Genomic DNA, 14458 nt, shown 5'->3' with positions numbered 1-14458 from the left:
CTGAGCAGGCCGGCCGCGTCCTTTCGCCGCCAAGGATCCACACGACTTGGGATAGCAGGCGCTTGGCGCCGGGCTGTATCCGCGCATAGCCTGACCTCGGCGTGAGTGCGGAGTAGCGGGGACGCGTGCTGAACACGGCGGAACAACAGGCCTGGGCGTTTCTCAGCCAGGCGCCGCATCTGGGTTCGGCCCAGGAGGTGGAGGCGCATTTCGCGCGGGCGATCGCCGCCTTCGGCTACGACCGGTTCTGCGCCACCCTGGTCAACGCCGAGCACTACGGCAAGGAGCCGCCGACGCTCAGCCGCCGCGACTTCGACCAGTGGGACCAGCGCTACTGGAGCGAGCGCTACGTGGTCCACGATCCGTGCGTCAAACTGCTGCTGAAGTCGCCGCGCGCGTTCGCCTGGACCGACGCCAAGCCGCTGGGCGACAGCCGGGCGCAGACCATGTGGGGCGAGGCCTCGGAGCTGGGCATGAACGACGGCTATGTCGTGCGCGTGTTCGGCCCCGCCGGCCAGGAAGTGCTGATCCGCATGTCCACCGAGGCCCCCGACACCGATCCCGCCCAGCGGGCGGTGATCGAGAGCCTGGCCACCGTGTTCGGCGCGACCATGCTGAAGCACTGGGAGCTGCAGGACGACAATCCCGACTACGGAGTCATCTCGGAACGCCAGGCCCAGTGCCTCTATTGGGCCAGCCGGGGCAAGACCGACTGGGAGATCGGCGCGATCCTCGAGTTGTCGCCGCGCACCGTCCACCACCACATCGAGGCCGCCAAGAAGCGCCTGGGCGTGGTGAAGCGGCAGGAAGCGGTGCTCAAGGCCGGGGAATTGGGGCTGTTTTCGAAGCTCTGATCAGAACTTCCGCCGCCCCGTCACCGTCTCGAACCACAGCCGGAAATCGCCCATCAGGCTGTAGAGCGGATATTTGAACGTCGCGGGCCGGTTCTTCTCGAACACGAAATGGCCGATCCAGGCGAAGCCGTAGCCGACCAGCGGCGCGGCCACGAAGAACCGCCCGTCGCGCATAACGCCCAGGACCAGACAGACGACCACCAGGGTGGTGCCCACCACGTGCAGTCGCCGACTGACCGGATTGACGTGTTCGGTCAGGTAGAACGGATAGAAGGCCGCGAAACTGCGATAGCGTTCCTCGGTCCCATGCGGCGCGGCGGTGTTCATGCCTCGATGCTGATCCTCGCCCATCAGCCTGGCAAGCCTCCCACGCGGGAATAGACGCCGCCATAGGCCGTTTGGCCTATCGTCGTTTCCGCGGATCATGCCGCCTAATCCGGACCGTCCAACGTCAGGGTTCGGGGGCCGGCCATGATCCACATCATCACTTCCGAGAACCGCCATCTCTACGGCCCGCAGCTGTGGGCCATGCATGAGGAACGCCGCCGCCAGTGCGTCGAGAAGAACGGCTGGGTCGACCTGGTCGTGCTCGACGGCGGCGAGGTCGACGACTACGACGACCATCGCGCCATCTACCTGCTGGGCTTCGACGACGCGATGCGGCTGGAGGTCGGCCTGCGTCTGCGCCCCACCGACGACCGCTGCATGCTGGCCGACAAGTTCGCCCATCTGATCGCCCCGGGCGAGACCTCCAAGAAGGGCGCCGATGTCTGGGAGGCCACGCGCCTGTTCACCACCGAGGCCTATCGCGAGCGCAAGGGCTCGGGTCGCGGCGAGCGGGTGTTCGAGTGCTGGGCGGCGGCGTTCGAGCTGGCGCTGCGTCGCGGCGTAAGCCGTTTCGTCGGCATGATCGACCTGCAGCTCTATCCCGGCATCCTCAACTCGCCGATCGACACCCGTCTGGTCGGTATCCCGCGTCCCTACGCCTTCGGTCTGGTGGCCGGCTCGGAGATCGCCATCTCGCAAGCGCTGCTGGATCGGGTGCTGGAGGCGATCGGCCGCGAGTCGCCGATCGGCTACGAGATCGACGCCCTGGACATGATGGCGTTCGGCGACCTGGCCGCCGTGCAGCGCCAGGTGACCCGCGCCATGACGCCGCAGCTGACGGCCGGCGCCGAGCGCGACGAGACCCTGGCCGCCGAGACCCTGTTCCGCCTGCACGACAGCAGCGGCCAGGCCCGGCGGATCTGGGACGGCCGCGCCCGAAGCCTCAACGCCTGATCGGACAAAGCCCGGCGATCGCTAAGCGACACCCTTCTGACGCGAGCGGATCGCGCGTCGGTTGGCGCCGAATCGGCGTCCGGACCGCTAGCTTCCTCGTTTCGGGGATGGAAGCTGAACCATCGCGACATGACGCCGCGCTTGATGGTCCTTCGCTTCCACCGACGTCACGGTCGTGTCATTTTCCCCGAACAACCGTTGGAGGCGGAAAACACATGAGCGAAGAAACTGAAGGCCGACGCCCCAACCCCGTCGATCTGCACGTCGGCGGCCGGGTTCGGATGCGTCGCAAGCTGCTGGGCGTCAGCCAGGAGCAGTTGGCCGACAGCCTGGGCCTGACCTTCCAGCAGGTGCAGAAGTACGAGCGCGGCGCCAACCGCGTCAGCGCCAGCAAGCTGTACGAGATCGCCAAGACCTTGCAGGTCCCGGTATCGTTCTTCTTCGACGGCCTGGCCGATCCGATGAACGGCGCCGAGGTCGACGACGCCGCCCAGCACGCCGAGAAGGTGGTGCAGGAATTCCTGACCACGCCGGAAGGCCTGGAACTGGCCGAGGTGTTCCCGAAGATCGGTCGTGGCCGCGTTCGGCGTCAGGTCCTGGACCTGGTCCGCGCGATGGCCGACGAAGCCGCTCGCGAAGGTGCGGCCTAGGAAGACCTCAGCGCCTCCAGAGGCGGCTGGGACGAGCTTGGGAAAGGACCTCGGTCGGCGGGCCGGGGTCCTTTTCGTTGCGGGGTCTTCGCGGACTTCAGCCGGTCGAGACGTCCGACTGCGAGGCCAGCCAGATCCGCTTGGCCATGCCGGCCGCGGCCGGGGCCAGGCCGCGAAGGTCGTAGGTGCGCACGATGCGCAGGCCCGCCTCGCGGTCGCGCCGCCAGGCCACCGTCACGTCGTGCGCCAGACCGGCCGCCAGATCGACCAGTTGGGCCTGTCCCGGCGGGGCGGCGTTCGACAGCATCTGGACCTTGGCGCCGCCGCCGGACAGGTCGCGGATCAGGCAGTCCCACGCGAAGGCGCCGCACAGCAGCTTGCCCGACCGCTGGGTCGGGATCCGGACGGCCGACCGCCGGTCTTGGTCCATGTCTGACGGGAATTTCGCCATCCCGGGATAAACGCATGAGGCGGTTAATCGCCGGTGCAGAATTCGGGAATTTCCCACCAATCGTTAACGTTGAGTCGCCTCGCGCGAAGCGCGATCACGCCAGCGCCACGATCCGTTCCGGCTCCAGCGCCATCTCCAGGTCGGCCAGGATGTCGCCGACGTCCTCCAGCCCCACCGACAGCCGCACCAGCCCCTCGCCGATGCCCGCCGCCGCGCGTTCCTCGGGCGCATAGGTCGAATGGGTCATGCTGGCCGGGTGCTGGATCAGCGTTTCGGCGTCGCCCAGCGACACGGCCCGACGGATCAGGGTCAGGCGGTTCATCATCGCGACCCCGGCCCCATGACCGCCCTTCAGTTCGAAGGCCATCATGCCGCCGCCGCCGGCCATCTGGCGCGCGGCCAGGGCGGCTTGCGGGAAGCTCTGCAGGCCCGGATAGAACACGCGCTGGACGGCCGGATGCGCCTCCAGCCAACGGGCGACGGCCTGGGCGCTCTGGCCGTGGCGGGCCATGCGCAGCGCCAGGGTCTTGAGGCCCCGCAGCACCAGGAAGGCCGTGAACGGCGACATCACCGCCCCGGTCATGTCCTTGACCCCGACCAGGCGCACGCGGGCCATGTCCTCGACGCCGCCGGCGGCGATCCCGCCGATCAGGTCGCCGTGACCGCCCAGGTACTTGGTGGCCGAGTGGACGACGACGTCGGCGCCCAACGCGATCGGCCGGGTCAGGACGGGCGTGGCGTAGGTGTTGTCGACCACCACCTTGGCGCCCTTCTCGTGGGCGATCCGGCTGATCGCGGCGATGTCCACCAGGCGCATGTTGGGATTGGCCGGGGTCTCGAAATAGACGATCCGCGTCCTGTCCGAGATCGCCGCCGCCAGGGCCGAGGGATCGGTCATGTCGACCTGCCGCACGGTCACGCCGAACCGGGTCAGGCCGTCACGCAGGAAGGCGAAGGTGCAGCCGTAGAGGGTCTGGTCGGTGACCACCTCGTCGCCGGCCCGCAGAAAGCTCCACAGGGTGGCGGTGATCGCCCCCATGCCCGAGGCCGTCGCCACGGCGGCCTCCGCGCCCTCCAGGCTGGCCAGGCGACGCTCCAGCAGGTCCGTCGTGGGGTTGGAGATGCGCGAGTAGAAGTGGCCCTCGCGCGTCCCCGCGAACATCTCGCCGCCGGCCTCGGCGCTCTCGAAGGCGAAGGTCGAGGTCAGGTGGACCGGCGGCGTCAGCGCCCCGTGCTCATCGGCCGGGTCATAGCCCGCATGGATCGCCCGCGTCGAAAAGCCGGCCTGGTCGGTGCGCATGTGTCAATCCTCCGTGGAGAGGACAGTGGCGCGGAGTCGGGCGCGATGGATTGCGAAGTCTGCCACGATGAGCTTCTATTTTGGCAGATTCTGCTCAAGAGGTCGCCCCGAACGATGTCGATGGACGCCAAGGACCGCCAGATCATCCGTGAGCTGCAGAAGGACGGCCGCCTGACCAATCAGGAGCTGGCCGAGCGGGTCAATTTGTCGCCTTCTCCCTGCCTGCGACGCGTGCGCAACCTGGAGGCCGAGGGGGTCATCACCGGCTATACCGCATTGGTCGACCAGAAGGCCTACGGCCTGCCGATCACTGTCTTCGTCCGTGTGCGGCTGGATCGCCACGGCCAGGATCTGATCAAGGGCTTCGAGGAGCAGGTCGCCCGCATCGACCAGATCCTCGACTGCTTCCTGCTGGCCGGCGGGGACGACTATCTGCTGCGGGTGATCGTCGACAGTCTGGAGGCCTACGAGGACTTCATGCGACGAAAACTCCACGCCATCCCGGGCATCGCCTCGATCGACACCAGCTTCGCGTACGGCGTCGTGAAACAGACCCGCGTGTTTCCGCTTTCTAGTTAATCGCGCCTCACGCGAAAGTCAGACAAATCACCCTTCGACGCCGAAGACTGGAGCGCTACCATGGGGGAGCGATGATCGACGAAGCGCCGCCCTCTTCCACGCCTTTCCTGGCCACGTCGCCCAGCGTCACCACGGCCCTCAAGCACGCGCCGCTGGGCATCGCCATCTTCGACAACCAGATGCGCTATCTGGCCGCCTCGCGTCAGTATCTGACCGACCAGCACCTGCCCGCCGACCTGCCGCTGATCGGCTGCAGGCACTACGACGTGTTTCCCGAAATCCCCCAGAAATGGCGCGACCTGCACGCCCGGGTGATCGCCGAGGGGGTCGAACTCCGCCACGAGGGCGACCCCTATGTCGACCGCGAGGGGCGCACCGAGTGGATCCGCTGGTCGATGGCGCCCTGGCGCACCGACGCCGACGAGGCTGGAGAAAGCCAGATCGGCGGCCTGGTGCTCTATACCGAGGTGGTCACCGCCAATATCGAGGCCCGCCTGAAGCTGGAGGCCGCCGAGGCCCGCTATCGCGCGGTCTTCGACCAGGCCGCCATGGGCGTGGCCCGGCTGACGCCGACGGGCGAGATCCTCGAGGCCAACGACAGCTTCTGCACCCTGCTGCAGCGTCCGCGCGACGCGCTGCTGGGGACGTCGCTGCAGAGCCTGGCCCATCCCGACTACCTAGAGCCGATGCTGAGATCCAGCGCCGCCCTGCTGGCCGGGGAGCAGGAGACCTGCTCGGCCGAGCGCCGCTTCCTGGTGCCGGGCGGCGATATCTGGATCCACCTGACCGCCTCGATGGTCCGCGTCGAGGACGAGCCGGCCTATATTCTGGCGATCATCTCCGACGTCAGCGCCCGCAAGCAGGCCGAGACCGCCCAGGCCGACCACCAGAGCCAGCTGCGCCTGCTGATCAACGAGCTGAACCACCGGGTCAAGAACACCCTGGCCACCGTCCAGTCGATGGCGGCCCAGACCCTGCGCAACGAACCCGACCCGACCGTGGCCTTCGAGAAGTTCGAGGCTCGCCTGATGGGCCTGTCGCGGGTGCACGACATCCTGACCCGCGAAAGCTGGCACGGCGCCGAGCTGCATGAGGTGGTCGAACGGGCCCTGCGGCCGTTCGACGAGGCCAGGACGCGGTTCAGCATCCGGGGCCCGCCGGTTCGGTTGCAGCCCGGCGGCGCCCTGACCATGGCGCTGATCCTGCACGAACTGGCCACCAACGCGCTGAAGTACGGCGCGCTGTCGCGACCCGAGGGACGCGTGGACCTCTCCTGGACCTACGATCCGGCGACGCGCGTGCTGGAAGGCCTCTGGCTGGAGAGCGGCGGCCCGCCGGTTACCGAACCGACGCGCAAGGGATTCGGCTCGCGCCTGATCGAGCGCAGCCTGCGCGGCGAGCTGAAGGGCTCGGCGGCCATGGACTATCGCCCCGAGGGCCTGCGGTGCGTCCTGAGCGCCCGTTTGCCCGAGGCGCCGGAGGATCGACCGGGCCTTCCCCCCGCCTAATAGGAAACTTAGTCGACCATCATATGGCGGGTTCGGTCCAAGTGTGTCGTCCTTGAATTGCAGATCCGCTGGCGCATCCCACCCGCCGGGCGGCCTTTGCCGGCCGGGATGTCGTGAATCCCGGCCGGCCACTTTCCCCCTCGCCCTCATCATCTCCGGATACGGGACGAAAAACGCCGATTGATTGCGGTCAAGCTCGCGCGGCGCCGTCATCCTAGTAAGCCCGAACTGCCGTATGCTCGTCGCGTGAATCGGTCATGTGGAGGCCGGAGGCCCTCATGCGACGTCTCGCGCCCGTTCTTTTCCCCGCCGTGGTCGGCGCCTTGGCCGTCTTGGCCGCTCCGGCCGAAGCTGGCGTGCTGCGCGACCGGCTCTATGATCCCGGCGACGGGGTGCTGGTGGTCGCCCACCGCGCCTGCCACCAGCCCGCGCCCAGCCACGGCTTCGAACAGCCCGTCCCCGAGAATTCGCTGGCGGCCCTCGAGCGCTGCATCGCCCTGGGCGTGGATCTGGTCGAGATCGACGTGCGCCGCACCCGCGACGGCGACCTGATCGTGATGCACGACGCCAAGGTCGACCGCACCACCGATGGCAAGGGTCGGGTGTCCAACCTGACCCTGGCCCAGGTCCAGGCCCTGCGCCTGAAGGACGCCCACGGCGGGACCGAGGCGCCGCCGACCCTGGAGGCGTTCCTGCGCGCCGCGCGCGGCCGCATCCTGGTCAATATCGACCTCAAGGGCTCGCTGGCGGGCGAAGCCGCGCAGATCGTGCGCCGCGCCGACGCCGCCGACTGGGTGCTGTTCAAGGCCAGGGTCCGGCTGGACGCGCCGCCGATCGCCGACCTGCCGCTGTACCGGGGTCTGGCCTTCATGCCGATGGTGGCCAGCAAGGCCGCCAAGCGCGCCCCCGGCCTGGCCCAGATCACCGCCCGCCAGGCGTCGGGCGACCGCCAGATCCCGGCGGTCGAGATGGTCGCCCTGAAGCGCCAGGGCTTCGTCGCCGTCCGCGACGCGGCCCGCGCCGCCCGCATCCGCGTCTGGACCAACACCCTGGCCACCAAGGGCTTGCGCGGCGTGCTGGACCAGTCCGGCGACCGCAAGGCGCTGCGCGATCCGGACAAGGCCTGGGGCCGGCTGATCGACCAGGGCGTCAGCATCGTTCAGACCGACTATCCCACCGCCCTGCTGGACTATCTGGACAACCGCGGCCTGCGCGGCCACGTGCCGACCTCTATCGCGACCGCAGACGTTGAATCGTCCGCGCCAGCGCCGCTCGGCGCGTCGTCCAGGAGTCGCTGAGCGCGGCCGCCTCGGCGTCCAGCTTCCGGCGTCGACGCTCCAGATCGGCCTCGGCGTCGCGCTGCTCGGTCTCGGCGGCTTCGAGCGCGGCTTCCGCTTCGGCGAGCGCCTGCTTTCGCTTGGCCTCGGCCGCGTCGTCGACCTTCCGGGGCTTCGGCTTGGGCAGCTTGTCGACCGCCGACTTCAGCCCGGCCTCGGCCCTACGGATCACCGCCCCCGGCACGGCCAGGGCGGCCTTGGCGTCCGGCGCGTCGGGCGCTTCCTGGGCCACGCCTTCCTTGAAGAGATCGCGGTCGGTCTCCCAGGCCGCCAACGCCTTGGCGCGCGACGTCGCCGCCACGGTGTAGCGGTGAAAGCCGTCCGACCACGTGAAGACCTTGGGCGCGCGAGCCATGGCGCGACAACGGCCGGCGTCGCGGCGCTGTTCCAAACCCTGGAAAGATAAAGGAAAGTCAGTCCGTCCTGGTGGCGGGGGGCGGGATCGAACCGCCGACCTGTGGGTTATGAATCCACCGCTCTAACCATCTGAGCTACCCAGCCATCGCCAGGACGGACGGGGGTCATACTCCCGAGCGGCCGGCACATCAAGCCCGGGCGAGCATTCCGTCGAGAGCCGCTTCCAAGCGTCGCGCCAGCTCGCCGGGACCGTATTCGTGCAGCACCAGCTCACGCGCGGCCGCGCCCAGCCGCCGGGCGGTCTCCCGGTCGCTGATCAGCTCGCCCAGCGCCTCGGCCAAGCGATCGGGATCGTCGTCGGGCACGAGACGGCCATTGACGCCCTCCTTGAGGATCTCGTCCGGCCCGTCGATCTCGCTCGACACCACCGGCAGACCGACCGACATGGCCTCCAGCAGGGTCAGCGGGAAGCCTTCCTGGTGCGACGGGAAGGCGAACAGATCGCCCGTCGCCAGGAAGCCGGCGACGTCGTCGGTCCAGCCCGTCAGCTTGACGCAGGGGTCCAGGTCCAGCTTGCGGATCAAGGTTTCCAGGTCGTCGCGCTCGTCGCCCTCGCCGGCGATCTCGCAGGTGACGTCGAAGTCCCAGGCGCGCAGCTTGCCCATCGCCTGGATCAGGACATCGAAGCCCTTCTTGGGGTGCAGGCGGCCTGCGGCGACGATCTTCACCGGCTGGCCCTCGGGGCGCGCGAACGGCGTGGCGCGCGCGGTCGGGGCCTCGACCGAATTGGGGATGAACCAGACGTGGTCCTCGGCCGCGCCGCGCTCCAGCGCCAGTCGCGCCAGGTGCCGGCCGACGGCCAGGTAGTGGACGCCGGGCGCGACATCGAAGACGGGCTTGTGCAGGCAGACGGCCTGGATCGCGCCGGCCGGAGCGACCTTGCCGAACACCCGCGCCGGTCGCTGGCCGTGGCTGAGGATCAGGTTCGGCGCGGCCGCGCGCACGACGCCCTTGGCCGCGCCCAGGGTCAGCGGATCCCAGTCGGTGAAGGCAGGCATGGCGACCAGCGGCGGCGTCCGCCCGGCCTCGCGCGCGGCGACCTTGCCGCCTTTTCGCACCACGCCCACGCACGCGCCGCCATGCCTGGCCGCCCAGGCCTCGAGAATCGGCTGGTAGTCGAGGAACACCTGCTCCAGGCCGCCCAGCCCCTTGCCCAGCATGGCGTGCAGGATGTTGGTCAAGGCGGGCTCCGGGACGGCGTTGCGGCGCGCGACCATCGTGGCCGGCGGCCGTGGTGTCAACGCGGCGGTCGAGGCTTCAGATCCTCCCTCGCTGGGGGGAGGATTTTCGGACCTTACCGCCCCAGCAGCACCTTCACCGCCGCGTCCAGCTGGGCGTCGCCGGCCTCGCCCAGCGGACGATCGACGTCGACGTCCACCGGCCGAGGATTGAGCTCCATGTTCTGGCCGCGCAGGTCGTCGATGCGGATGAACGGCAGGCGCACGACCGAGCCGTCGATCAGCTGGCGGCCGCCGGTAAAGATGATCCAGCCGGCGGTCGGCTTGCCGACCACCTTGCCCAGGCCCAGCGAGCGATAGCCCTCGGTGAAGTCCTCGGCGTCGGACAGCGACGACTCGTTGGTCACCAGCACGGTCGGCAGGCCCAGGGCCCGCTGGCCCAGGTTCTGGCGCGACGGCACCGGGAAGCGGTCGCGCGGTGTCATCATCAGGTAGTTGCGGCGGGCGAAGACGTCGAGCACGTGGCCGTTGACGTAACCGCCGTTGTTGTTGCGCACGTCGATGACCACGCCCTGCTTGCCCTGGTTCTGGGCGTCCAGGTCGATATAGAGCTGGGCCAGCGAGGCGTCCGACATATCGGCGATGTGGACATAGCCCAGCTGGCCGCCGCTGACCTTGTCGACATAGGCGCGACGGTCGTTGACCCACTGGCGATAGAGCAGGCCCGTGGCCGTCGTGGTCGGGACCGGCCGCACGACGGCCTCGCGCGCCTTGCCGGCCGGGTCGGCGACGGTGAGCACGGTGCGCTTGCCCGCCGCGCCGCGCAGCAGCTTGTCCAGGTTGACGCCCGGCGACAGCGTCTCGCCATTGACCGCGACCAGGGTCTCGCCGGGCTTGATCGAGCCTTCCAGCGCCGCCGGGCCCAGGGCGATCACCTCGCGGATCACCAGGCCCTTGCCGGCCTCGGCCGCGCCGCGATCGAAGCGCAGGCCCAGATTGGCCGCCCGCGTGATCGGCGTGGCGGGATCGGCCGGCTTATTGATCCCCGAGTGCGAGGCGTTCAGCTCGCCGATCATCAGGTTGATGTCGCGGCGCAGTTCGTCGCCCGTGCGCGTCCCGGCGATATAGGGCTCCCAGCGCTGGCGCAGTTGCTCCCAGTTCGCGCCGTGGAACTTGGGGTCATAGAAGCCGCGGTTCAGCACGCCCCAGGCCTGTTCGAACACCACCGTCTTCTCGACGTCGAAATCGACGTCCAGCTCGGCGTTGGCCGCCAGCGGCTTGGGCTTGGGCTGGTCGATGGGCGTCGAGACGATCGTCCCGCCCTCCAGGAACCACACCTCCTTGCTGTCGGGCGTGAAGGCGATGTCGCCCTTGGGCTTGCGGGTCGAGGTCAGCTGCACCGGAACCGGCGGCTCCTTGGCCAGTTCGTCCAGGCCGTAGCTGTAGAAGTTGGTCTGGCCGGCTTGGCGAGCGCGGAACACCAGGGTCTTGCCATCCGGGCTGATCAGCGGATCGCCGACGTCCATGCCCAGCGGCAGGTAAGTTGCCCGCTCGCGGAGGCCGTCGAACACGATGCGGACCGGCTCGACCTTCTTCTTCGGCGCGGCGGTCTTGGCGTCGCTGGCCGGCATGGGCTTGGGCGGCGTCTCGGCCTTGGCGGGCTCGGCCTTGGAGTCCGGGCCGGGGACTGGTCCAGGGACCGACTTGTCGGGCGCGTCGGCGGGCTTGAAGAGGTCGCGGAAGGCGTCCTCCTTGAACTTGGGCACGTTGGGCAGCAGGTCGACGCGCAGGATCTTGGCGTCCTCGCTGCGCTGGCCCATGTCGACCAGCAGGTACTTGCCGTCCGGCGACCAGGCGACCTTGCCGACCTGGCCGTTGGCCAGGAAGGTCACCGGCCGCGCCGCCCCGCCGTCCAGCGACACGACGTTGACGTTGTCGAACGCCTTGCGGTCGGTGACCGTGAAGGCGACCCAACGGCTGTCGGGCGACCAGGTCAGCGGCGTGTCGTCGAACCCGCCCAGCGGGCCCTGGAACAGCACCCGGTCGCTGGCGACCTTGCCGGCCGGGTCGAAGGTCATGGCGCGGACCTCCTTGCCGTCGCGGACATAGGCCAGGACCTTGCCGTCCGGCGACCAGGTCGGGACCGTGCTGCGCGCGCCCCCCGTCGTCAGGGCCGTCTCCCGCCCGGTCGCGAAGTCGTAGGCGTAGATATTGGCCGCGCGGTCGCGCTCCGAGACATAGATCAGCCGCTTGCTGTCGGGCGACCAGACCGGATCGCGTTCCAGGATCGGAGTGCGGGTGACGCGCTGGGCCGCCCCGCCGTCCTTGGTCGACACCGCGAAGACCTCGCCATGGGCGATGATCGCGGCCTTCTTGCCGTCGGGCGACAGCGCCAGGCTGTCGAAGCTGGTCTCGTTCCTGTGCGTCTCGCCATCGGCGGCGGGCGCGCCATGCAGGACGATCGGGACCTTGGTCGCCTGGCCGGTGGCGGTGTCCAGGCGCCAGACGGCGAAGTCGCGCTCGAAGACGATCGCCTTGCCGTCATAGCCGATGGTCGGCCACAGCACGCGGCCGTCGGTGAACCGGGTCACCTGTTGCGGCGCGCCTCCAATGGGCAGACGCCACAGGTTCTCGGTCCCGCCTTCGTCGCTCATGTACCAGAGCGCCTGGCCGTCGGGGCTCCACATCGGCCAGGCGCGCTTGGCGCCGCCCGCGATGAGCTTCTGGTAGCCGACGCCGTCGCCTTGGAGGGGCTTCAGCCACACCTCGCTCTCGTCGATGTGCGAATGGCCGTTGCGCCACCACTGCTGGTTCGACAGCCCCCGCGCGACCAGGGCGATCGAGCGGCCGTCCGGCGAGGGCGCGCCCTCGTATTCGTTCAGGTAGCGCTCGCGGCTGACCTCCAGGGGCGTGCCCCCCGAAGCCGCCACGCGGAAGATGTCGCCCTGGCGCGCGACGTCGTTCACGCCCGAGGTGAAGTAGATCCACTTCCCGTCACGCGACCAGCCGTCCAGGACCTCGGGGCTGTCGCCGAAGGTCAGGCGGCGGACCTCGCCGGTCGCCAGGGTCAGGACGTAGAGATTGGCCACGCCCGAGCGCGTCGAGACGAAGGCCAGCGACTGGCCGTCGGGCGAGTACAGCGGCCGGGACTCCATGGCCTCGTCGGTGACCAGCAGGCGCGCTTGGCCGCCGCCGGCCGGGACCGTCCAGAGGTCGCCGCCCGAGGCGAAGGCGATCTCGCTTCCGTCCGGCGACAGGGCCGGCTCGGCGAACGACGGCAGGGCCTGGGCGGCCAGGGCAGAGGAAGAGACCGCCACGCCCAGTGCGACCGCCGACACCGCGCCCAGCAGCGCCTTGACCTTGATACCCATGGGACGCCCCTCGCCCGAAACTCCGAAGACGGAATTGCTAGCACGCGGGAGGGCCCGGCCAAGGCCAGGCCTCATGAACGATTTGTCATGCGCCCAGCAGACGGTCGGCGACCTCTTCCCCGATCGCCAGCGAACTGGTCAGGCCGGGGCTCTCGATGCCGAACAGGGCCATCAGACCTTCGAGGCCGTGATCGTCGGCGCCGCGCAGCTGGAAGTCGGGCTGGGGCTCGTCCGGGCCGTGCAGCTTGGGCCGTACGCCAGCGTAGTCGGGGGTCAGGGCGCCGTCGGGCAGGCCCGGCCAGAACTTGCGGATATAGGCGGCGAAGGCCTCGGCCCTGCCGGGGTCGACCGAATAGTCGGGCGCGGGCACGTATTCCAGGTCGGGCCCGAACACGGCCTGGCCGCCGAGGTCGTTGCGATAGTGGGTGCCCAGCGCCCCGTGGATCGGCGGCGGATAGATCAGCCGCTGGAACGGCGCCTTGCCGGTCAGGCGGAAATAGACCCCCTTGCCGTAGTGGGCCTTGGGGATGCGGTCGGCCGGATAACCCTCGATACGACCGGCGGCCTCCTGCGACGACAGGCCCGGCGCGGTCACCAGCAGCCGGCAGGTCAGGCTGGTCGGATCGGCGCCGCCCGCCCGCACCTTGAAGCCGCCGCCCTTGAAGGGCTCGGCGCGCTCGAACGGCGTCGACAGCACCACCGCCCCGCCGGCCGCCTCGATCTCGCCCTGCAGGGCCAGCATGTAGTCGTGGCTGGCGAAGACGCCGCTCTGCGGCGACAGCAGCGCCGCGTGGGCGTTGAGGCCCGGCTCCATCGCCCGGGCCTGTTCGCCGGTCAGCCGCTCCATGCCCTCGACGTCGTTGGCCAGGGCCTGGTCCCAGATGGCGTCCAGGCGCGAAATCTCGTCCTCGGAGGTCGCCACCACCAGCTTGCCGCAGCGCTTGTAGGCGACGCCGTGCAGGTCGAGGAACGCGTACAACAAGCGCCGCCCCTTCACGCACAGCTTGGCCTTCAGCGAACCGGTCGGATAGTAGAGCCCGCCGTGGATCACCTCGGAATTGCGCGACGACACGCCCTGGCCGATGTGGCCCTGCTCCTCCAGCACGGCGACGACCAGGCCCCGCTTGGAAAGCGCATGGCCGCACGCGAGCCCGACAGCGCCGGCGCCGACGACCACGGCGTCGAAATCGAAGTCCTGGGTCATGGCGCGCCTAGGATCCGCGCGCCTTGAGGTCCGCCAGCATGTCGGACAGCGAGCGCTCGCCGCCGACCCACTCCGAAGGGTCCAGCGTCGGGGACGTTTCCAGCTGATCCAGCAGCGCCTCAAGCTGCTCCGGGCCGCCGACGATCTCGGCCGCCCGGCGGTAGTTCAGCTCGGCCAGCTCGGCCGCGACGCCCTCGTCTAGCGACGCGAACTCGCCGCGCTCGACCCGCGCCTGCAGGTCGGCGGCGTCCTCGGCGCTGAGGGTCACGGTCACCGGGTGCAGAGCCTTGTTCATGGCGGGAAGCCTAGCACGAACCTCCCGCCACGC

At 69.5% G+C, this 14458-nt stretch carries 14 protein-coding genes and 1 tRNA gene; 6 read left to right on the top strand and 9 right to left on the bottom strand.

What is annotated here, in order from left to right:
• Positions 1-125 precede the first annotated feature (125 nt).
• Entirely contained in the window at positions 126-854 is a 729-nt protein-coding gene (locus MZV50_RS05300) for a helix-turn-helix transcriptional regulator (RefSeq protein ID WP_252633367.1), read from the top strand.
• Here MZV50_RS05300 and MZV50_RS05295 read toward each other — a convergent pair whose 3' ends face one another.
• A complete protein-coding gene (locus tag MZV50_RS05295; protein ID WP_252633366.1) occupies positions 855-1181 on the bottom strand; it encodes an Mpo1-like protein in 327 nt (108 codons plus the stop codon).
• Between the two features lie 144 nt (positions 1182-1325).
• Between MZV50_RS05295 and MZV50_RS05290 the strand changes: the two genes are divergently transcribed.
• Both MZV50_RS05290 and MZV50_RS05285 read left to right on the top strand, forming a co-directional pair.
• Complete coding sequence (locus MZV50_RS05290) at positions 1326-2135, top strand: acyl-homoserine-lactone synthase (protein WP_252633365.1); 810 nt, start codon at positions 1326-1328, stop codon at positions 2133-2135.
• Between the two features lie 215 nt (positions 2136-2350).
• Positions 2351-2785, top strand: coding sequence for a helix-turn-helix domain-containing protein (locus MZV50_RS05285; RefSeq protein ID WP_223393193.1), 435 nt, complete (start codon positions 2351-2353; stop codon positions 2783-2785).
• A gap of 97 nt (positions 2786-2882) precedes the next feature.
• Here MZV50_RS05285 and MZV50_RS05280 read toward each other — a convergent pair whose 3' ends face one another.
• Both MZV50_RS05280 and MZV50_RS05275 read right to left on the bottom strand, forming a co-directional pair.
• Complete coding sequence (locus MZV50_RS05280; RefSeq protein ID WP_252633364.1) at positions 2883-3236, bottom strand: PilZ domain-containing protein; 354 nt, start codon at positions 3234-3236, stop codon at positions 2883-2885.
• A gap of 94 nt (positions 3237-3330) precedes the next feature.
• Entirely contained in the window at positions 3331-4536 is a 1206-nt protein-coding gene (locus MZV50_RS05275) for a methionine gamma-lyase (RefSeq protein WP_252633363.1), read from the bottom strand.
• Between the two features lie 120 nt (positions 4537-4656).
• On the opposite strand from MZV50_RS05275, the gene MZV50_RS05270 reads away from it, so the two are divergent.
• The 3 genes from MZV50_RS05270 (at position 4657) to MZV50_RS05260 (ending at position 7921) form a co-directional block, all read left to right on the top strand.
• Positions 4657-5115, top strand: coding sequence for an Lrp/AsnC family transcriptional regulator (locus MZV50_RS05270; protein WP_252635183.1), 459 nt, complete (start codon positions 4657-4659; stop codon positions 5113-5115).
• Between the two features lie 71 nt (positions 5116-5186).
• Positions 5187-6623: a sensor histidine kinase gene (locus MZV50_RS05265; RefSeq protein WP_252633362.1), complete on the top strand. Its 1437-nt coding sequence runs from the start codon at positions 5187-5189 to the stop codon at positions 6621-6623.
• 278 nt (positions 6624-6901) lie between these two features.
• Positions 6902-7921, top strand: a complete 1020-nt coding sequence (locus tag MZV50_RS05260; RefSeq protein ID WP_252633361.1) for a glycerophosphodiester phosphodiesterase family protein — start codon at positions 6902-6904, stop codon at positions 7919-7921.
• On the opposite strand, the gene MZV50_RS05255 is transcribed toward MZV50_RS05260, so the two are convergent.
• From MZV50_RS05255 to MZV50_RS05230, 6 genes are all read right to left on the bottom strand, one after another.
• A complete protein-coding gene (locus MZV50_RS05255) occupies positions 7854-8315 on the bottom strand; it encodes a hypothetical protein (protein WP_252633360.1) in 462 nt (153 codons plus the stop codon). The genes MZV50_RS05260 and MZV50_RS05255 overlap by 68 nt on opposite strands.
• A gap of 69 nt (positions 8316-8384) precedes the next feature.
• Positions 8385-8461: transfer RNA gene (locus MZV50_RS05250), tRNA-Met, on the bottom strand.
• Between the two features lie 44 nt (positions 8462-8505).
• Complete coding sequence (locus MZV50_RS05245) at positions 8506-9558, bottom strand: glycosyltransferase (protein ID WP_252633359.1); 1053 nt, start codon at positions 9556-9558, stop codon at positions 8506-8508.
• Between the two features lie 113 nt (positions 9559-9671).
• Complete coding sequence (locus MZV50_RS05240) at positions 9672-12926, bottom strand: S41 family peptidase (protein ID WP_252633357.1); 3255 nt, start codon at positions 12924-12926, stop codon at positions 9672-9674.
• 85 nt (positions 12927-13011) lie between these two features.
• On the bottom strand, positions 13012-14130 hold the full coding sequence (locus tag MZV50_RS05235) for an NAD(P)/FAD-dependent oxidoreductase (RefSeq protein WP_252633355.1): 1119 nt from the start codon (positions 14128-14130) through the stop codon (positions 13012-13014).
• Between the two features lie 7 nt (positions 14131-14137).
• On the bottom strand, positions 14138-14425 hold the full coding sequence (locus tag MZV50_RS05230; protein WP_252633354.1) for a hypothetical protein: 288 nt from the start codon (positions 14423-14425) through the stop codon (positions 14138-14140).
• Between the last annotated feature and the right edge of the window lie 33 nt (positions 14426-14458).

It is taken from the genome of Caulobacter segnis (assembly GCF_023935105.1).
Lineage (GTDB): Bacteria > Pseudomonadota > Alphaproteobacteria > Caulobacterales > Caulobacteraceae > Caulobacter > Caulobacter segnis_B.
Note: the sequence above shows the minus strand (reverse complement) of the source record. Positions and strands in the feature narration are given on the sequence as shown.